The sequence below is a fragment of the Acinetobacter sp. YH12045 genome (assembly GCF_013419925.1).
Taxonomy (GTDB): Bacteria; Pseudomonadota; Gammaproteobacteria; order Pseudomonadales; family Moraxellaceae; genus Acinetobacter; species Acinetobacter amyesii.
This window is the reverse complement of the sequence record NZ_VOZE01000001.1, coordinates 450,130-470,182: the sequence shown is the minus strand read 5'-3', so window position 1 is coordinate 470,182 and position 20,053 is coordinate 450,130. Positions and strand designations below refer to the sequence as shown.

Below are 20,053 nucleotides of genomic sequence, written 5' to 3'. Positions count from 1 at the left end.
GAATTGTTTCAAACTGGCTTTTGGATCGTTTTAGGCAAACCCACGACCAAAAACATGGCAGGTACAACAGCCAGTCCTGCGATCATAAAAATAACGGGTCCCGAAAGCATGTCCCAATATCGACCTGCTAAAATACTGCCACTCGCAACACCTAAGCCCCACATGGTACTGTATAGCGCTTGACCACGCCCTTGTTGACTTGCGGTAAAATTTTGAAAAATGATTCGCATAGCGATTAAGTGGAATAATCCAAAACTAAAGGCATGAATCGTTTGCGCAGCAAATTGAGTGATAAACACCGTCGGATATAAGCCTACAATCAACCATCGCATCCCTGTTAGCCCCAAACAAATGAGCACTAAGTTACGCCAAGAATATCGATTAAAAAAGACATTGGCATAGGCAAACATAATGATTTCCGCAATGACTCCGACAGACCATAAAAAACCGATTTGGCTCGTCGAAAAATCAGCCTGCATAAGGTAATTGCTATAAAAACTATAAAACGGTGCATGCGAAAAGAGCAGAAAAAATTCAATGATAAAAAAACTCGCTACAACTGGTCGTTTTAAGATAGGCCAAAGTGGTTCAAGTTTTTTCTGTGAAGATGGTGCAGTAGCGGGCTCTTTAATCGTAAATGACCAAATAAATGCGAGAAATGCAATGCATAACAACATGATAGGCAGCATTGAAACAGGTATTATTTCTAGCAAAGCCCCAATTCCAAATACCCCAACAATGAAGCCAACTGATCCCCATTTTCTGACTTTTCCATAAAGTTCTGCACGCCGCTCAGCTAACCAAAATAAAGTTACTCCTTCAAACTGAGCCAATATAGCATTTTGAAAGAAACTAAAAACCAGCATGAGTAATGCAACAGACTGAAAACTGTTTGGAATTATAAAAATCAGAAACCAAATACAGGCTTCCATCCATGTTGCTATTCGGACTAAAAGCATGCGCTTGCCGGATTTATCTGCAATCCAACCCCAAATAAACGGTGCAAAAAAACGTGTGACAATTGCAATCGAAGATAAAATACCTATTTCTTGATAATTAAACCCTTGATCCTCTAGATACAAACTCCAATACGGCATGAATGTACCCACTATTGAATAATAGAAAAAGTAGAATCCACCGAGTTTTGTTTGGATTGGAATTGATTGCATTTGGTTTTATTCACTTGTATTTTCAAACACTTAAATAATTTAATGGTTGTATAAGATTGCACTCATTTGGCTGTATTTGTAGCTCAACAGTCTATAAATGAGTCTACAAATTGCAAAAAAATATTTTTTTTGATTTTTTGTAGACTGCTTTAAAAACTCATTAATTTTCACTATTTTATCATTGTTTTTTGCATAAAAGTAAAACCGCCCGAAAGCGGTTATTTTTGACGATGAAAGTTATAAATCTTTTGGAGTATTTATTTTATTGGCGGGCTAGAGATGGAAATAAACTCTCTACGATACGCTGGGTACTCCATAACCCAATTTCTTGATGATGCATATGAGGTGCTAAATACTTTAGAAGTTTGTTGATCTTATATCCTGTATTCGTACTTCCATCAAATTGTTTCTTAAGCTCAGCCATTTCATGGTTCGCTAAATAACTAAATGAATTGGTCTCTAGGAAGTTTTTCACAAACTCATTATTCACTTGATTTTGTTTGGAATCTACTGATTTACCTGCAATCCAGTCATAAATAAAAGTTTTTTCAACAGCATTAAACACTCCAAACATTTTACCGTCTTCGTCGTGAATCATCTGCCAAAATCTACTCTCTTCAGGTGGTCGATTCAATTTTATCCAGCCCATACGGACAAGTTCAAAAATAAACTCTTCAACACTATCATCTTCAGACAGCCATTCATTCGTTGTTTTATTATTAAACATGCACTTATTGCTATGCATGTGTTTACCAACGATCGCCTTTTTCTTAAATATTTCTAGCACCATCTTTTCAGTGCTTAAATTTTTAATTATCTGAACTGAACTCATTCCTTTGTTATTTAGGAGATAGCCGATTTTGAGTTTACGAATGAACTCTTCTTTAGATCTGTACCTTGTAGAAAGTTTTTTAATGGCATTGGTCGCAAGCTGCGCATGCCCATTATCAAAATTATCTATCGTGATATGAACATTAAAATAGTGTGCATCAATTCCAAGTTCTTTTAACTCGTAATTGCTAATTAGCAAATGTAAAGGAAGTTGTTCATAGCCTAAATTAAAACCTGCTATCTCTGGTATAAACTCTGAAGGTGCATATGCAAGCGCAAGCTGTATTGCTGCCTGATGGTAATAGGCATCAGATAAGTTTAAAGATAGTTGATTCAAACCATGTGCCAGTAGTAGGTTGTCGTACATTCTCACGTGATTGGCTTTTTCTGAACCGAGACCAAGTTCCTCTAAATATATCTGAATAAAATCTCTAAATACTGGATCATTCCAATACTGAGTAAAGCTATATAGCCATGAACCATCCACTTTTTTTGTGGGTGCAACCTTGTATAAAAACTCATAAGCTTTACTAACTGATGAAAAATACTCTCTTCCTCCACCTTGCTTTCTTCTATCTAGGTATTCTTTATAATATTCACACTGTGTACGGTTATTATGATGAATCCAATCGACAAGATGGTCTATCTCATTTGGCATCTCATCAATGTGCTCGAGAGTTAGAATTTCATTTTCTAAAACCTTAAATGCCTTTAATTCTTTGGCTGAATTAGGTATTGAAGCATCTAAGAAGAACTCAACAATTTCGAAATATTTCTGATGATCTTTGGTTATTAAATTTAAGATTCTTTCTTTTACTGCTGTAGGCATTATAATTCTCACGCGGTAAATGATTCTTCTTAACCATAGTTCAGAAAATAAGTAGTATTTGTTAATTTTTTTAATAAAATTTAACGCAATGTAATATTTTAAAAATTTTAATATATAAAACACACCTTTAGCATAATTTTTAACAAGTTTTTAAAAAGTAACATTTTTTTGATGTGACTTAATTCACATATTCATATTTAAATATCAATTATGATTCTTTTATAAAATATTCATAGGATAATTTATATGAAATCAATTTTTGACTTTATTTATAAAAAATCCCTATCGATAACGCTATTTGAAAGTGCGAGTTCAGGTTATTTAGCATATAGAATTTCACAAGATAAAAACTCTGGAATACTTCTGGATGGTTCTATTGTTAGTTATGACTTACTATTCAAGAAGCGTATTTTAAATATAAAACAATCACTTATAGATAAATATACTGCTGAATCCCCAGAAGTAACCACTCAAATGATTATAAATGGAAAAAAATTATTTAAATCAGATATTTATATTTCTTGCACTGGACTTTTAAAGCGCGGAGGATCCGAAAACAAAAAGAAACCTGTAGGTACTTTTTTCTATTGCATTTATTTTAAGAAAAAATTTTATAATTTCAGAATTTTAACTAAAGGTAAGCCTATCAAAAAATTAAAAATACTATATAAAGCTCTATGCAAGTCACTCACTAAAATATTAAAAAATTATTATTGTTAGTTTCATGTAATTAAAAAAAGACTATTTATGTATATAAAACAGCCCCTAAAGTTTTACTTTTAAACAAATTGAAACTTAATAAAGATTATGTAACATCTTTAATAATCATATTAGCAATATTCATGTTAATAATAAATGATCTACTGTAATTGAGTAGATTATCTAATTAATCTTTAAAGGAACAGTATTATGTCTAATTATAACCAAGATCAAAATAATGATACTCGCTTACAGCACCAACGTGGCGATACTCAAAAACCTCAAAACCAACAAAAACAGCAGTCTGATCAACAGCGCCAGCAGAATGGTCAGCAACAACAGCAGCAACCCCAACATCAACAAAATCAGCAATCTGATCAACAGCGTCAGCAAAATGGTCAGCAACAACAACAGCAACCGCAACACCAACAAAACCAACAGTCTGATCAACAGCGTCAGCAGAATGGTCAGCAACAACAGCAGCAACCCCAACATCAACAAAACCAGCAGTCTGATCAACAACGTCAGCAAAATGGTCAGCAACAACAGCAGCAACCCCAACATCAACAAAACCAACAGTCTGATCAACAACGTCAGCAGAATGATCAGCAAGACCAATAGTCAAAGTAACAACAGTAATTTGTATTTGCAGAAGTAGCCCATGGATCACTACTTTTGCAATTTATTAAATAATTTATCGGAGTTATTACTATGAACGACCATCAAAATGAACATCCAATACATCATGACTGGCGTACGGATTACTCCAATAGACCGTACTATGGGGATCTGCAACGCGAAGTGCCAGATATAGATTATGACCGTGATCTAAGGTCAGCTTATGAGCTTGGAGAGAGGGAACGTCATTTATACGGTGAAAATGCGCGTTTCGAAGATTCTGAGCCGGATTTACAAACCAAATGGGAAGAGTTTAAAGCAGATTCTCGCTTGAAATGGGAACATGCTAAGCATGCAATTAAGGATGCTTGGGATAAAATTTAACCCTGTATGTATGTAAAACTAGAATTAATAAATTGTATCAAATATGGACTTCATAAAAATAATTCTGCATGACACCTCTTTTAACTTTGCATTGGAAATTATTTTCCGATGCATCATTATGTTTATCTTAATTATTATTTTTTTAAGATTTTCAGGGAAAAGAGGTGTCAGGCAACTTTCAGTATTTGAGTTAGCTATTATTTTAAGTTTGGGATCTGCAGCAGGCGACCCCATGTTTAATGATGATATCCCCATCATACAAGCACTCATTGTGTTTGCAGTCATTATTCTTCTCTATAGATTAACTACATACCTCATCATGAAATCAGATTCGTTTGAAACCATGTTAGAAGGTAGGCCAATGTATATCGTCAAAGATGGCTTATTGATTGTTGAAGATATCAAACAGGAAAAGTATTCATATGACGAATTTTTTGCTGAGTTAAGGCAAAACAAAATAGAACACTTAGGGCAAGTCAAATCAGCATTACTTGAAACTGATGGGTGTCTAAGTGTGATTCCTTATGCCAAAGATAATATTAAATGGGGACTACCAATTTTTCCTGATCACTACCAAAAAGCAAAGCGTTTTGATTCTAAAACATACTATTCGTGCATGCTGTGTGGTCAAACACAATTTATTAGTTCTCTAAACGCTCAATGCCCCCGATGTAAATGTGAACGTTGGGCTGAATCTGCTTTTTATTGTGAAAGTAGCTCCAATCAACCATCAGATTGAACATAAAATAGACAATTTTTTACTTTAATTTTGCCAAGCATCTTTATTGTCTATATTAGCTTTATGCAATAGCAAAACCTTATCTAGCACATGTACTAAATAACATCAGACAAAGGGATGTAGCTCATGAAAAAATCAAATAATCCTAAAATTGATCAGTTTGAAAAAGAGGCATATGTAGACCCTAAAAATAAAACACTGACCTCATCTTTGGGTGTACCTGTAGCTGACAATCAAAACAGTTTAAAAATAAATCAGACTGGTCCTACTCTGTTAGAAGATTTTCTCTTACGAGATAAGTTAATTCACTTTGACCGTGAACGTATCCCTGAGCGTGTTGTGCATGCTCGTGGTGTTGGAGCGCATGGTTATTTTGAAGCTTATGAAGGCAACGAAAAATGGACTAAGGCTAAATTTTTGACTAATACTCAAAATCCAACACCAATCTTTGTCAGAATTTCTACAGTACAAGGCGGACGCGGCTCAGCTGATGTAGTCCGTGATGTACGCGGATTTTCTATCAAATTTTATACCGAAGATGGAAACTACGATTTAGTCGGTAATAACATTCCTGTATTTTTTATTCAGGACGCAATCAAGTTCCCTGACTTTGCCCACGCAGTGAAGCCTGAAGATCCGAATGAAGTTCCAACCGGTCAATCTGCGCATGATACTTTTTGGGATTTTATTTCTTTAAATACCGAAGCCTCTCATATGACAACCTGGGTGATGTCAGATCGTGCTATCCCACGGAATTTACGATCGATTCAAGGTTTTGGTGTACATACCTTCAGATTAATCAACAAAGAAAATCAGGCGCATTTGGTTAAATTTCACTGGACTCCTAAGCAAGGTGTTGCTCAAGTCGTTTGGGATGAGGCCTTAAAGCTTAATGGCAAAGATCCAGACTTCCATCGACGCGACCTTTGGGATGCCATTGAACGTGGCAATTATCCTGAGTGGGAATTAGGGGCACAGATCTTTACTGAAGAAGAAGCGGCTCAATGGGACTTTGATGTTTTAGATGCTACAAAGCTGGTACCTGAAGAGCTTGTACCTATTACCCCACTAGGTAAATTTACTCTAAATCGAAATACAGATGATTTCTTTGCAGAAACAGAGCAAGTTGCTTTCAGTCCAGCCAATATTGTTTCAGGAATTGATTTTAGTAATGATCCTTTATTACAAGGTCGTTTGTTCAGCTATACAGATACGCATCTGCACCGCTTAGGAACAGCAAACTTTAATCAAATTCCAATTAATAAACCGGTCTGCCCTTTCCATACCAATCGACGTGGCGGCTATGCAAACCATGAAGTCTATAAAGGTAAAGCGAATTATGAGCCTAACTCTGTAGATGAAAATTGGCCTAGAGAATCTAATAATGATCCGCATGCATTTCGAACCCATCCTGAACAAATCCAAGGCAGCAAGTTAAGAATTAGACCAGAAAGCTTCGCAGATCATTTCTCGCAAGCGACCATGCATTACCAAAGTCTTGCTAAGCATGAACAACAGCATATAAAGGATGCCTATGCATTTGAACTCTCAAAAGTGAAAGCTGTTAAAATTAGGGAACGAGTTGTAAATGAGGTGCTTGCAAATATTGATTTGGATTTAGCGAAATTTGTTGCAAATGAATTAGGGTTAGCTGCTCCGACTAAGCAAAATAAATCGGTTAAGAAAGCTACCATCGCTAAATCTGATCACTTAAGCACATTGGCATACCCTGCATCTGATATTAAGCAACGAAAAATTGCTCTGTTGGTGCACAACGGTGCTAATGCTTCCTCTATCGATGCAATCAAGACTTGGGGCGAATCAGAAAGTGCTGTAGTTGAAGTTTTAGCCCCTAATGCAGCGCCAGTTAAATCTAACGATGGTAAAGAAATTGCAGTTAATGGACGTCAAAATGGCGAACCTTCAGTTACCTACGATGCTGTCGTTGTTATTGATGGTGATAATCTAGATGAATTCCTGAATGATGGTGTAGCTAAACATTATGTATTGGAAACATTTAAGCATCTTAAACCTATAGTTTTATTGGGTGATAAAGAGGCTTTAATTAAAGAGCTTAGTCTGACTCAAGATGCTGCGCTTTTCACTTCACAAAGTTTCAAAGATGTCAGTGATCAATTTAAAACAGCGGTACAAAATCACCGTTATTGGGACCGTGAAGATAAGGTTGCTTCTATACCGGCCTAATTTAACTATGAATAAAAAAACCGCCCTTCTGGGCGGTTTTTTATCTATTGGTTCTTGGTTCTAACTAGATTTAAAAAATGTAGATGACGTTCGTATTGATCAATAACATCTTGCAAAATATCTTCTTGCGTCCATTCGATGATGTCATAATTTTGACCACCTTCCCTCAAAAACACTTCAGCTTGATAATCTTGCGTAATTTCATCTGAATCAGTCATAAAACTTGGTGTATTTTTTTCTTGAACAACCACTTGGTAAATAAAGTTAATCTCATCTTGATGGTTTACACGTAGCTGCAAGCCATCATCTATCGTGTTTACTGTCACATCTAAATGACGACGCTTAAACTCTTTCTGTAGATTTAAAAATGCCTGGCTTACCGTTGTATCAATATACTGTTCAACTTCTTCACGTGTATGCGGATAATGCATAATCAATCCTAAACGTTGTTGCCAACTTCTTGGATTATGAATTGCTCTAGGTGTAATACGTGCATCCTGTAATGCTTGCATCTTGGTTGCATCTAAATGTAGAGCCTTGACTAACCCCCAGCAAATTAAAAGCATTACGAAGGTGAATGGTAATGCACTCAACATTGTTGCAGATTGCAAAGCTCCTAAACCTCCTGCAAACAACAAAACAATCGCAAGTACAGCCATTAACGTTGTCCAAAACAATCGCTGCCAAGTTGGAGAGTTTTCAGATTTTGCAGTTAGATAGTCTGTAACAAGTGCACCAGAGTCAGCTGAAGTCACAAAAAATAGCATAACCAGTATAGTCGCCACAAAACTCATCAAGCCTGAGAAAGGCAAGGTCCCTAAATATTCAAATAATGCAACGGATGAATCTCGTTGCACTGCAGAAATCAGCGAGGTGTTCGCTTCGTTTAAAATACTATAGAGTGCAGCATTCCCCATGACTCCCATCCAGATCAGCGTAAAGCCTGTTGGAATAAGTAAAACACCTACAATAAACTCACGAATAGTACGTCCTTCAGACACACGCGCAATAAACATACCTACAAATGGTGACCATGAAATCCACCATGCCCAGTACATAATTGTCCAACCACCGATCCAACCATCAGACTGGTAGGCATATAAATTAAAGGTCATGTTGAATAAGTTTGAAAAATATTGCCCCGTGTTTTGGATAGTCGTTTGCAATATAAAAATGCTTGAACTAGCAAAAAATACAAATAGCAACAGCACTAAAGCTAGGCCCAGATTAATCTCTGATAATCGTTTAATACCCTTGTCTAAGCCCATAAATACAGATAAAGATGCCATAGCTGTAACAATGACAATTAAAATAAGCTGCGTCGTCGTTGAATATTCAATTCCGAATAAATAATTTAAGCCAGAGTTAATTTGGGTTACACCAAAACCTAATGTTGTTGCGACACCAAATACTGTACCGATGGTCGCAAAAGTATCCACACCATCTCCAATTGGACCATAAATTTTCTTTCCAATAAGAGGATATAAAGCAGAGCGAATCTTAAGAGGTAGATTATGTCTATATGCAAAGTAAGCTAAAGCTAAGCCCACAATTGTGTAAATTGCCCAAGCATGAAGTCCCCAATGAAAGAATGTTACACGCATGGCTTGCTGCGCTGATTGAATTGTTTCAGGTTCACCAGTTGGAGGTGAAACATAGTGCATCACTGGTTCCGCGACACCGAAGAACATTAAGCCAATGCCCATACCAGCTGTAAATAGCATAGCGAACCAAGAGCTATTACTAAACTTTGGCTGGCTATGGTCTAAACCAAGTTTAATTTTACCCATATTTGAACAGGCAATATAAATAAGCACTAAGAGAAAAATGGCTACAGATAGTACATAGAACCAACTGAATGAGTTTGTAACCCATTGATTCAGTTGTTTAGTTATTAAATCAAAAGCATTGGGAGCTAAAAATACAATGGCAATAAAAATGCCGATAATAACAACTGTGCTAATAAATACATTTGGATTCACATTGGAATACCATGACGGTTTCAATGAAGACATACCTTCCCTATTCCGTTTTATTTGTAAGACAGATCTGAATTGATCAAAGAGATATCCGCTATTTGCGGAAGAAACAGGCTTGTATTGAAAAGTGCTGGCATTTTCGTTTGAAAATTTAAGGCTGACTCATTCAAAGCCATTGCTTAGAGTTTGAGCATGTTATCATATTTTTAGATATATAATCCAATATTAAGTAGTAAAGTAAATTAAGACCATTACTAAACTATTTATTTCGTCAATTAATTTTCTTATTCAATACTCTCTTGAAGTGCTTTAGAAGTAAGTGAGTTCTTAGAAAGTAATTATAATTTTGCTTAATGTAAGCATTTTTTCACTTAGTTTTTGGGCTTATATAAGTAATATTATTTATCTGTTAAAAATGGTAGTAAAAGGATTAATAAAACTTGAAAAGTTAAACAATGATTAAAGATCAAATACTTAATACATAAAAAAACAAAATGACCTTAAAAGCAATTTATAGTAATTAATTCACTTTCAAATTAAAGCAGGCTTATAACATGAATTCAAAAACCCGTAAGCTCCTTTTAGCTGGTGGTGCAGTACTTATTGCAGGTTCATTGCTCTCAACGGCAAATGCAAATACTACGGAAGTTCAAGCGGTATCAAAAGTAGATTTAAATAAATATCTTGGTACATGGCATGAAATTGCACGTAAGCCGCTATATTTCCAGAACAAATGTGATTACAACGTCACTGCTAAATATTCTTTAAATGAAAATGGTAACGTCAAAGTTGATAACAGTTGTTATAGCGCAGATGGTAAACTCAACCAATCAATAGGTGAAGCATATGTTCAGAACGCGCCAGCAAACTCGAAACTTAAAGTGAGCTTTTTACCAAAAGCAATTCGTTGGTTGCCAGTAGGCCGTGGTGATTATTGGGTTTTAAAAATTGATGATGACTATCAAACTGCATTAGTTGGGTCACCAAATAAAAAATATCTTTGGGTGCTCAGCAGAACTGCTAACCCCAACCAAACCACAGTTGACGAATACCTAGATTATGCAAAATCTATCGGTTTTGATTTATCAGATCTCATTAAGACTCAGCATAAATAAGTTATTTAATAAGTCCCATTCTTGGGGACTTATTTCTAAATAATACAATGTAATTTATCTGGTCAAGAACGTAAGAATATAAGACCCTTTGTATCCCTTCTATTTCAATCCCTGATATCAGCGTCTATTTACGATAGGCTGAATGCTCACTCACATTGAAATAGGATAATATTCTAATGACTACTATTAATGTTGAAAATATTAAGAGCCATGCAGATGTAATTGCTTCATGTGGGACTAAAGTTGGTGAAGTAGACCACTTGCAAGGTTCGGATCAAATTAAACTGACTAAGCATGGTGATGGTCATCACCACTTAATTCCAGTTTCATGGGTTGGTGAAATTACAGACAATAAAATTGTACTGACTAAAGACTCTCAAGAAGTTAAAGATACTTGGGTTGAAGCTTAAAACCCTAATCCTAAAAAAACCCTCTTAGTGAGGGTTTTTTATATCTTCTGTAATAATCATTGGAGGAAGTTAGTCTTTATCTAATGTATGAGGTGTTGTCGTCTCTTCATTTTCATTACTGTCTTTTTGCTGGCAACCTACCAGCCCCATTACTAGTACCACGCTTATAATGGCTAACGCTTTCATACTTAGGCCTATATATGTGTTAAAGCTCTACACTAACAAAGCATGACGATTACTGTGTAAATTTATGAAAAATCATTTATGAGATACATAATAAGAAAGTTCTTAAATAAAGATTTTCATAAATTAATGATTGTCTAGATTATGAAGTTATCCCTACATTCAAATAATTGCATTTCAATCAAACCAGTAATTCTTTTTCTGTCGCTAGAAGTATAGTGTCTTACCCCTCAGCCTGATCTATCACATTTGAAAGTAGGAATGTAAAGGTATCCATAAGTTTAGCTCCTGTTATTGAGCATGATTTAGTCCTGCTCTAGCTTCGACGATGATTTTTTGAATTTCTTCCCGTCGTTGTTTCTTCTTTTCATGGTAAATCCACACAGAAGAAATCAACACACTTATAATTAGTCCGCCAATCAGTACTTGTAGTCTTGTAAAGATCATTTTTATTGCTCTTATCATGAAGTTTTCATTTTTAATTAAGCATTTAAATATTAAAACTTAATGGCAATTAATGACAAAAACCCGTCAATTATTGACGGGTCAAGACATGACATGTCATTACATGTTTAGTAAATATTTTTTTAGAGAATTTGGATATTGCTGGCTTGCTTGCCTTTCTTGCCATTTGTAATTTCAAACATTACGCGCTGACCTTCCTCTAGTATTTTATAGCCATCGATTCGTACTTCACTATAGTGTGCAAATAATTCTTCACCAGTATCGGAAGCAATAAATCCAAAACCTTTTGTACCGTTGAACCACTTCACTGTCCCGTTTGTTAAATTAGACATTCATATTTCCTTTAAGTAATTATAAGTTTAGAAATTGCTGTAAATATTAATTAACAAGCATATTCAATATAACCAATAATCCTTAAATATGAGGATACAACTGTTAGATCTATGTGAATCAAGTTCTTGTTTTATTTCGCAATTACGCACAAAAGTGATAAATTTCTCTCATATTAAGGTAATAATCAGATATAGATTGTAATATTCGATCATTCACACTTTCCATAAATTGAATGAAAAAAGCCCCACATATACATGTGGGGCTTCACCCAATTCATTTGCGCTGATATGAGCCGGTAAATTATAAAGCACTTTAATCAAAATATGTATTCAAAATATATCTTTAAAGCTAATTAATATAAACTATCGATTCAACTGCGTGTATGCCCATTTTAAAAATTTATCTTTATCATGAAAGTTTGGTACATTGATTAAGTGAATAAAACTCACTGCTCCAAATTTACCCGCAATCTTTTTAGGATCAACAATTTCAAAATCATTGTCATTACCTAAATTAAGTTCTTTGAAAAACTCCAGAACCTTGTTATGCAAACCTTGCTGTGAATGTTCAGTTCGCTCTATCAGAAAATCATAAATCTGGCTTAAAACATGTAATTCAAAATTTTTATTCATGACTTTCTTCTCATAATTGTTAAGGTTGAAATCCCAAACTAACGGTTATTATGAGAAAATTAAAGTAATCTAACATCCTGAAACAATATGCTTTGAAATATCTAATTTAAGATAACTCATGTTTTTTTTAAGCTTTTAGTCAGGCCTTTGCCCGCCCCATATTGATATCTGCAAGTTCAAACCTGTGAAATCGATACCCCAATTCTTCAGCATGGTCATAACGATCCATATTCCAAGCCTTCGTTGAAAGTTTGCCTTTACGACCTCCAGACCATGGACCAGTTGCTATTTCAATTAGCATGCGATGTTCGATGAGGTGTAAATCAAAACGCCAATGTTTGGTACTTTTGAAATGAAAGTACTCCTCATACTTCATTTCCATCCGGTCTAATATTTCTTTTAACCTCTCGAATGCTTCTAAGTATTTTTCACTGGCTTTAGGTAAAGGCCTGGTGCGTGGTTTCTTTTTGGGACGTATCTTTTTGGTTAGCGCTTTATATACATCAGGCTCCATATTTCACCCAATAAAAAACCTCCCCGGAGGAGGTTTATTAAACTAGATATAACAATTAAAATAATTTAAATATTTTCCCAGTTTTATTACTGTAAAAATGCATATCAAAGCTAGGCTTAATTATCTTATCATCAATATTTAAATATCGGACGCAATCACCATAACTATTTGGCTCATCAGAGGATTTTTCGCACATAGCTTCAAGTGTATAAACAGCGCCATGTTGATCAACCACATCTAACATTACTTTGTTTAGTAAAGTATCCATATATTATCCATCAATCCCAATGATTTCAATCACTTGTAAACCACGTTGACCTTTTGATACGGTGAATTGTACACGTTGACCTTCAGCTAGGCTTTTAAACCCATTTGACATAATTTGAGAAAAATGAGCAAAGACCTCTTCGCCATTATCAGCTGCAATGAAACCGAAGCCTTTAGCATCGTTAAACCACTTAACAGTACCTGTAGTTAAATTTGACATAATAATTTCCTTTAATAATATTTAATTTAGAGTTCTTCAAAAATTAAGAAAATAAATAGTTAATCTATAAATAATTTAATTAAAAAATTTAGCTCTAAACTGTTTAGGTTTGAGAGTGAATGTTTAAAAATACAATTTATATAGTTTATTTAGTTCAGTATAAAAAGATTTACCATCAATATTTAAAGTTAACTTTTGTCCTGATTCCAAGACAACTTGTTTAGCAACTTCAACTAAGGTTTTACCATTCAAATTGCTTTGAATTTTTTTTAACGGAATAATATTCACTCGAATTTCATCACCGTTAGTTGCTGAAGCAGTAGTCCAGCCGTTAGATATGTTCATTTATTGACTCATATAATGAGCTTTTGTAAACAGAATAGTATTAAAAATAAAACCAACTTTAATTTTGGAGATTGTTCACTTAAGAAAAATTTAAACTTATGATATTTACAGTAGTTGTGAAATTTAAGAAAGATAAAAAAATTAAATTAATATCTTAAAAATAGAATTTAAGGAAAACCCACGGATAGCTGCAGGCTTCCCTTGATCGGCATGATGCGAATTCATGCTATGCGTTAACTGTTTGAATTTGATGCTTGAACATCAGGATGGAGGGAATACGCAATTCCGTTAACAACTCAAACACTACCGTTCCGCTTACGGATTCGATCAAACACACTATATCAAATATTTTAATATAAACCTAATGTTATTTCAATTTTATTTATATTTCATAGCTTATAAATTAACTTTTTGTTAGCTAGGCATATTCGGGGCATTAGGATTACAACACTTCATACAAATTTCTAAGTCTAGTTTCGCCTATGCTTTGTCTGTCATATAGTCACCAAAAAAATCCCGCTACTTCCTAGCGGGATTTTCTGAAACTTTAAATTATTTTGAGCCGTTATTTCTTTACTTTTAAATAACTCTGACAAAAAAATTAAATTTCCATCAAAGTACTTTCGTGTAACCATCTCACCATGAATACCAACCAAGCATTTTATAAGTTGTAACATTTTAAGGGTCCCTGATATATTAAATTAATTATTTAAATTTAAGAGCTTAAATATTATTTAACCAGTCGTTCCATTTCACTTAACCTTATTTCCGTGTTCTGTCTATGAACCACAAAACAGACAACGATTAAACTACATAGAAATATTGTAATAAGTATTTTGAAGCTTTTACGCATATGGAGAAACCTCAAAAATTTTTTACGGCCAAACTATCGTGTATATTAACTGCGTTTAGCACCCCAACACAGTTGCCTTACATAACTGTGATATTGCTAGCTTGTCGGCCTTTTTTCCTTGAGTAATTTCGAATTGTACACGTTGCCCTTCTTTCAGTACTTTATATCCACTCATGTTTATTTCACTGTAGTGTGCAAATAAATCTTCACCACTATCAGATTGTATAAATCCAAATCCCTTACCTTCATTGAACCATTTCACTATACCACTGGCATTGTTAGTCATTTTTTATTCCTAATGTTTGAGTTTGTTATTTCATACTCTTTAGTAATACTTAGTAAGTTAGTTAGTTAGTTAGTTAGTTAGTTAGTTAGTTAGAGTTAGTTAGAGTTAGTTAAGTTGCTCATAAGCCCATTTTAAAAACTTATCCTTTTCTCGAAATAAGGGTACTAGTCTAAGATTAATTTTAGATATTCTTCCAAAATTTCCATAAAGGATATTTGGCTCTGTTTGGATGACGTCTGATTGATCCCCTTGAGAGAGTTCTTTGAAAAACTCCATAGCTTGGTTATAGGATGTTAATTTTTCGAATCCTTCCCGTTCGACTATAAAATCATAGATCTGCCTTAAAACATGATGATCATATAAATTGGGCATTTTGATTGCTCGATTTAGAATAGTTATTCTATTAATTTAACTAAATTGTATAAATTTAAAAGTACGAAATAGATCAAAAAACAAAACATTAATGCAAATTAAAGATATTAACTTTTATCCAATTTAAATATCTAGCTAAACCATTGTTAAGTTTAATTAAAATACATAACCTAAAAGTCTTAAAAGTTATTTTTTTACAATTTTAAAAAATTAAAGTTTTTATATCGTTAAAGGCTTTGTTGCACAAACCTACTGGTAAGGTCTTATTCCGCAATATAATTCCTAGATGAACAAACCTACGTCCAAAATCTTTCGTACGTGGCGCTTCTTCTTTCATAAAATCTTGCATAGAAAAAACCTTGCTATGGTTTTGGCTTTACCCATACACAAATGAATTAAAACCATCAGCTCTATTTAAAATTTATTCAAAATTTTATATCAATATTTTTGATACAAAATTTAATTATGTAGTTTTATTTACTAAACTTTTTATTTAAAGCCAAATATGTTGGCAACCAACTTAGATTAGTTTGGATTAATAAAATAGAAATACACAACTAAGCAAATTAGCGAAATCGTTGAAATTAAAAGATAAGTGCCCGTTGTGTTAAAGCTTTTTAGAAATTTAAATAAATCCATCATTTCTTCCCCCATGAATAAACAGATAAATTATACTAAATAATATCTGGGGGATTAAATAGCTGTTGGTCGAATAGATAAATCGATATGATCAAGTGATCATTAAAAATACACATCTTCTTTAAATCTAGATTTATCTAAAAGTTCGAGTCTGTCAAATACAAAAATACAGCTCCCAACTCAATGAAAACTGTATTTTTAAACTAAAAATTGATCAAAATTAAACTGCAAGTACTTTCACAATAATGGTTTGCATGTCTTCATTTTCTTCTGCCAAATAAACACGCTTTAACTCTTTGCTTTTCACTTTGAATTGATGATTTTGATACTGAATTACAGCCGGAATTTGATCAAAATACAGGCTATCTGCGTCTAATTCTTCTTGAAAAAGTGGCGTGCCCAATTGATAGTCTAGGCTTTTTAATACTACATATTTAACAGTCGTTTTCATTGAAATAAACCTACTTTTGTTACGCTCTTTATTTTAAGTTTTAACATCGTTTCCCTTCCGAAGAAACCTTTATTTCATCTTTTCGTACAGCTTCTAAACAATCACACTATTTTTGTGAATTCCTCAACGCCCACAGTGCCACCTTAGACTTTTAGTGAAATTACAGGCGAGCGGAATCAATGCTAAAATTTTAAGAATACTAATGATCATTCACCATTCTACTTTGGGGTAAGTACGTGCTTAAACAGTGTTGCGATGCTTTAGAACAAAAATCCATGACCATCGCGTTTATCGAGAGTGCAAGCTCTGGTTATTTATGTAGTCAATTTTCAATTTATAAGAATAGTGGTGCAGATATCTTATTAGGTGGACTAGTGAGCTATGATCCATCGATCAAACGTGAAATTTTAAAAGTAGATCCTTTACTAATAGAAAAATTTACGGCCGAATCCGCAGAAGTGACTCAAGCGATGGCTGAGCAAGGACAACAACTATTTTTACATGCGGACTTCGTGGTGGCCTGCACTGGATTACTCAAACCCGGTGGCAGTGCAACCGTAGAAAAACCCGAAGGAACATTTTATATTTCAATTTTACATGATGGTCGTATCTATAATTATCATTATTTTATTTTGGGTACGGCTTTAGAACGCTTAGATCAGTTAACTGAAAATGTTGCTCACAGTATATTAGACATCTTAAATGCAGAATAAAACATACATAATCTACATATTAAATATCATTTTGCATCGCATACTGTATTGAGGAATTTACTTATCAGGACAAGAAAATGCAGCTACGTCATTTCAATGCATTCGCAATTAGCACCCTACTGTCCTGCTCTGCTTTCGCGACGGTAGGCGGCCCTCAAACCATTGAGGTTTTAGGTTTTGATAAAAAAGACCAAAAAATCTATTTAATGCGTCATTTTGAAGATGGTCGTGGTCGTTTACCACAATTATATTATTATCAATTAAATAGCCAAAAGCCGACTCAATTAATTACAGTGAAGTCTTTGTATATTAATCCCAAGACAAAACGGATTGATTACGATCAAGACAGCACCCAGTTTGATAAAGAAATCGCGAAAATAAAAAAACGTTTAGTCAAATTAACACCAGTAAATAACAATAATGCTCGAATACAGTTATTAACAACCATGAATGGCACTGCAAAATCATGGTATGACCCGAATGAAACCATTGATAAATGGACCTATCAATATCGTGTTAAAAATTCTCAGTATAAAAGCGCTGTACAAAAGGCTGAGACCTATAAAGAAGGTTTAAAAATCTCTAAAACTTATCGTGTAATGCAAAAGCCCTTTTATTTAGTGACTGTTAAATATCTAGGGATTCCATTTGAAACAGGATATAGCGTTGAAGATCCGGTTTTACTAACCAAATAGATTGTTAAATTAAATAACAAATAATAAAAAAGCCTCTTTTGAGGCTTTTTTATTACACTTAAAATTATGCTGCAGAACGCTCTGCAATTGGCACAACTTTACGTAATTCCGGACCTGTATAGTCCGCACTTGGGCGAATAATACGGTTGTCTGCACGTTGTTCCATCACATGCGCTGCCCAGCCTGTTACACGTGACATTACAAAGATTGGCGTGAACAACTTGGTTGCAATATCCATGAAATGATATGCAGATGCATGGAAGAAATCAGCATTACAGAATAATTTCTTCTCACGCCACATCACTTCTTCACAGCGGACTGATACAGGATAAAGTACAGTATCACCGACGTCTTTTGCTAGGCGTTCAGACCATTTCTTGATAATGCCATTACGTGGATCGTTATCTTTGTAAATCGCATGACCAAAGCCCATGATCTTTTCTTTACGCTCAAGTTTACCCAACATTTCACGCTCAGCTTCTTCTGGAGACGTCCAGTTTTCAATCATTTCCATTGCAGCTTCGTTTGCACCGCCATGTAATGGACCACGAAGTGAACCAATTGCACCTGTAATACAAGAATGCATATCAGACAATGTTGATGCACATACACGCGCTGTGAATGTAGAGGCATTAAATTCATGCTCTGCATATAGAATCAGTGACACGTTCATCACTTGCTCATGCAATTCATTTGGTTTTTCACCACGCAGTAAATGTAGGAATTGTGCGCCGATTGAATCATCATCAGTGTTTTCTTCTACACGTACGCCATCATGGCTGAAACGGTACCAATAGCAGATGATTGCCGGTAGTGTTGCCAAAATACGGTCTGCAACATCTTGTTGCTCTTCAAACGATTTTTCAGTTTCTAAATTTCCAAGCATTGAAACGCCTGTACGCATCACATCCATTGGGTGCGAGTCAGCAGGAATGCGTTCTAACACCTCTTTCAACGCCTGCGGTAATTGACGCAATGATTTGAGTTTGGCTTTGTATGCTGCAAGCTGTTCTGTTGTTGGTAATTCACCAAAGAAAATCAGGTACGCGACTTCTTCAAACTGACAGTTTTCTGCCAAGTCTTGAACGTCATAACCACGATAGGTTAAGCCCGCACCACTTTTGCCTACAGTTGACAATGCAGTTTTACCAGCTACTTGTCCGCGCAGTCCTGCGCCCGTGAGTACTTTTCCTTCAGCCATTTTTATTTTCCTTCAGTGAACAATTTATCTAAGGTGTTTTCAAAAGTGTGATAATCGAGGAATTGATAGAGTTCTTTTCGTTGTTGCATTTTATCCAGTACATTGACTTGTGTACCGTCATTGCGGATCGCATGCATTACTTCGAGTGCCGCTTTTTGCATTGCACGTGTTGGTGATAATGGGTAAAGCACCATTGCAATACCCTGCTCGCCTAGTTCTTCTTTGGTGTAGTAAGGGGTATCACCAAACTCTGTAATGTTTGCCAGTACAGGTACACCCACAGCATCGCAGACAGTTTTGTACATGGTAATATCAGTCATTGCTTCAGCAAAGATCGCATCAGCACCGGCTTCTACACATGCACATGCACGGTCAATCACTGCTTGCAGACCTTCTTTCTGCAAAGCATCTGTACGTGCCATCACTACAAAGTTTGAATCAGTTTTTGCATCGACAGCCGCTTTAATACGGTCAACCATTTCCTGCTGCGTCACAATTTCTTTGTTCGGACGGTGTCCACAGCGTTTTTGCGCGACTTGGTCTTCGATATGAACCGCTGCTGCACCCGCAGCAATCATTTGTTTCACAGTACGAGCAATGTTAAATGCACCGCCCCAACCTGTATCGATATCGACAAGTAATGGCGTATCTACACGTTCAGTAATACGACGAACATCTTCCAAAACATTGTCTAAACTGGTCATGCCTAAGTCAGGTAAACCATATGAATAGTTCGCAACACCTGCACCAGATAAATATATGGCTTTATAGCCAACTTCTTTTGCCATCATTGCTGCATAGGCATTTACTGTGCCAATGATTTGTAATGGTTTTTCTACTTCCAATGCTTGTCTAAATCTTAAGCCTGCAGACGTTTGTTGTGTCATATTCCTTTCCACGGCATTT

22 protein-coding genes and 2 pseudogenes are annotated in these 20,053 nt (G+C 35.0%); 9 read left to right on the top strand and 15 right to left on the bottom strand.

Annotation, left to right across the window (positions count from 1 at the left end):
• Positions 1-8: 8 nt before the first annotated feature.
• Both FTU02_RS02430 and FTU02_RS02425 read right to left on the bottom strand, forming a co-directional pair.
• Positions 9-1,169, bottom strand: a complete 1,161-nt coding sequence (locus FTU02_RS02430) for an MFS transporter (RefSeq protein WP_180155589.1) — start codon at positions 1,167-1,169, stop codon at positions 9-11.
• Positions 1,170-1,431: 262 nt separating this feature from the next.
• Positions 1,432-2,829 (bottom strand): iron-containing redox enzyme family protein, encoded by a 1,398-nt coding sequence (locus tag FTU02_RS02425; protein ID WP_180155587.1) that lies wholly within the window; start codon positions 2,827-2,829, stop codon positions 1,432-1,434.
• 246 nt (positions 2,830-3,075) lie between these two features.
• Here FTU02_RS02425 and FTU02_RS02420 point away from each other — a divergent pair, with 246 nt between their 5' ends.
• The 5 genes from FTU02_RS02420 to FTU02_RS02400 all read left to right on the top strand — a co-directional run bounded on the left by FTU02_RS02420 (position 3,076) and on the right by FTU02_RS02400 (position 7,474).
• A complete protein-coding gene (locus FTU02_RS02420) occupies positions 3,076-3,549 on the top strand; it encodes a CinA family protein (protein ID WP_180155585.1) in 474 nt (157 codons plus the stop codon).
• Between the two features lie 189 nt (positions 3,550-3,738).
• The gene (locus FTU02_RS02415) at positions 3,739-4,149 is read left to right on the top strand and encodes a hypothetical protein (protein WP_180155583.1); all 411 of its coding nucleotides are present in this window, start codon (positions 3,739-3,741) and stop codon (positions 4,147-4,149) included.
• 84 nt (positions 4,150-4,233) lie between these two features.
• Positions 4,234-4,530: a hypothetical protein gene (locus FTU02_RS02410; RefSeq protein ID WP_078193446.1), complete on the top strand. Its 297-nt coding sequence runs from the start codon at positions 4,234-4,236 to the stop codon at positions 4,528-4,530.
• A gap of 43 nt (positions 4,531-4,573) precedes the next feature.
• Positions 4,574-5,269 carry a DUF421 domain-containing protein gene (locus FTU02_RS02405; RefSeq protein ID WP_180133799.1) on the top strand — a complete coding sequence of 232 codons (696 nt, stop codon included), beginning with the start codon at positions 4,574-4,576 and terminating at the stop codon, positions 5,267-5,269.
• A 126-nt stretch (positions 5,270-5,395) separates the two neighbouring features.
• Positions 5,396-7,474 carry a catalase gene (locus tag FTU02_RS02400; RefSeq protein WP_180133800.1) on the top strand — a complete coding sequence of 693 codons (2,079 nt, stop codon included), beginning with the start codon at positions 5,396-5,398 and terminating at the stop codon, positions 7,472-7,474.
• 44 nt (positions 7,475-7,518) lie between these two features.
• Here FTU02_RS02400 and FTU02_RS02395 read toward each other — a convergent pair whose 3' ends face one another.
• Complete coding sequence (locus FTU02_RS02395; protein ID WP_180155582.1) at positions 7,519-9,489, bottom strand: choline BCCT transporter BetT; 1,971 nt, start codon at positions 9,487-9,489, stop codon at positions 7,519-7,521.
• 518 nt (positions 9,490-10,007) lie between these two features.
• On the opposite strand from FTU02_RS02395, the gene FTU02_RS02390 reads away from it, so the two are divergent.
• Together FTU02_RS02390 and FTU02_RS02385 are read left to right on the top strand one after the other, a co-directional pair.
• Positions 10,008-10,568: a lipocalin family protein gene (locus FTU02_RS02390; RefSeq protein WP_180155580.1), complete on the top strand. Its 561-nt coding sequence runs from the start codon at positions 10,008-10,010 to the stop codon at positions 10,566-10,568.
• 176 nt (positions 10,569-10,744) lie between these two features.
• The gene (locus FTU02_RS02385; RefSeq protein WP_078190806.1) at positions 10,745-10,978 is read left to right on the top strand and encodes a DUF2171 domain-containing protein; all 234 of its coding nucleotides are present in this window, start codon (positions 10,745-10,747) and stop codon (positions 10,976-10,978) included.
• A gap of 770 nt (positions 10,979-11,748) precedes the next feature.
• On the opposite strand, the gene FTU02_RS02380 is transcribed toward FTU02_RS02385, so the two are convergent.
• The 10 genes and pseudogenes from FTU02_RS02380 to FTU02_RS02335 all read right to left on the bottom strand — a co-directional run bounded on the left by FTU02_RS02380 (position 11,749) and on the right by FTU02_RS02335 (position 16,538).
• The gene (locus tag FTU02_RS02380) at positions 11,749-11,958 is read right to left on the bottom strand and encodes a cold-shock protein (RefSeq protein WP_180115730.1); all 210 of its coding nucleotides are present in this window, start codon (positions 11,956-11,958) and stop codon (positions 11,749-11,751) included.
• 363 nt (positions 11,959-12,321) lie between these two features.
• On the bottom strand, positions 12,322-12,591 hold the full coding sequence (locus tag FTU02_RS02375; protein ID WP_078193453.1) for a hypothetical protein: 270 nt from the start codon (positions 12,589-12,591) through the stop codon (positions 12,322-12,324).
• 169 nt (positions 12,592-12,760) lie between these two features.
• Positions 12,761-13,105: pseudogene (locus tag FTU02_RS02370) on the bottom strand (hypothetical protein); the annotation flags it as partial.
• Between the two features lie 55 nt (positions 13,106-13,160).
• Positions 13,161-13,373, bottom strand: a complete 213-nt coding sequence (locus FTU02_RS02365) for a hypothetical protein (protein ID WP_180155578.1) — start codon at positions 13,371-13,373, stop codon at positions 13,161-13,163.
• Between the two features lie 3 nt (positions 13,374-13,376).
• Entirely contained in the window at positions 13,377-13,592 is a 216-nt protein-coding gene (locus FTU02_RS02360; protein WP_180155576.1) for a cold-shock protein, read from the bottom strand.
• A gap of 123 nt (positions 13,593-13,715) precedes the next feature.
• A complete protein-coding gene (locus FTU02_RS02355) occupies positions 13,716-13,937 on the bottom strand; it encodes a transposase (protein WP_067766975.1) in 222 nt (73 codons plus the stop codon).
• 930 nt (positions 13,938-14,867) lie between these two features.
• Positions 14,868-15,076: pseudogene (locus tag FTU02_RS02350) on the bottom strand (cold-shock protein).
• A gap of 105 nt (positions 15,077-15,181) precedes the next feature.
• Positions 15,182-15,448 carry a hypothetical protein gene (locus FTU02_RS02345; protein ID WP_180155104.1) on the bottom strand — a complete coding sequence of 89 codons (267 nt, stop codon included), beginning with the start codon at positions 15,446-15,448 and terminating at the stop codon, positions 15,182-15,184.
• Between the two features lie 202 nt (positions 15,449-15,650).
• Positions 15,651-15,797: a hypothetical protein gene (locus tag FTU02_RS02340; protein ID WP_180155572.1), complete on the bottom strand. Its 147-nt coding sequence runs from the start codon at positions 15,795-15,797 to the stop codon at positions 15,651-15,653.
• Between the two features lie 510 nt (positions 15,798-16,307).
• Positions 16,308-16,538, bottom strand: coding sequence for a hypothetical protein (locus tag FTU02_RS02335; RefSeq protein WP_078190858.1), 231 nt, complete (start codon positions 16,536-16,538; stop codon positions 16,308-16,310).
• Between the two features lie 236 nt (positions 16,539-16,774).
• Between FTU02_RS02335 and FTU02_RS02330 the strand changes: the two genes are divergently transcribed.
• Both FTU02_RS02330 and FTU02_RS02325 read left to right on the top strand, forming a co-directional pair.
• On the top strand, positions 16,775-17,251 hold the full coding sequence (locus FTU02_RS02330; protein ID WP_180130223.1) for a CinA family protein: 477 nt from the start codon (positions 16,775-16,777) through the stop codon (positions 17,249-17,251).
• Positions 17,252-17,328: 77 nt separating this feature from the next.
• A complete protein-coding gene (locus FTU02_RS02325; RefSeq protein WP_180155570.1) occupies positions 17,329-17,946 on the top strand; it encodes an aminotransferase in 618 nt (205 codons plus the stop codon).
• Between the two features lie 64 nt (positions 17,947-18,010).
• On the opposite strand, the gene prpC is transcribed toward FTU02_RS02325, so the two are convergent.
• Together prpC and prpB are read right to left on the bottom strand one after the other, a co-directional pair.
• On the bottom strand, positions 18,011-19,147 hold the full coding sequence (gene prpC, locus FTU02_RS02320; protein WP_111883699.1) for a 2-methylcitrate synthase: 1,137 nt from the start codon (positions 19,145-19,147) through the stop codon (positions 18,011-18,013).
• A gap of 2 nt (positions 19,148-19,149) precedes the next feature.
• Entirely contained in the window at positions 19,150-20,034 is an 885-nt protein-coding gene (gene prpB, locus FTU02_RS02315) for a methylisocitrate lyase (protein ID WP_180155568.1), read from the bottom strand.
• Positions 20,035-20,053: the final 19 nt, after the last annotated feature.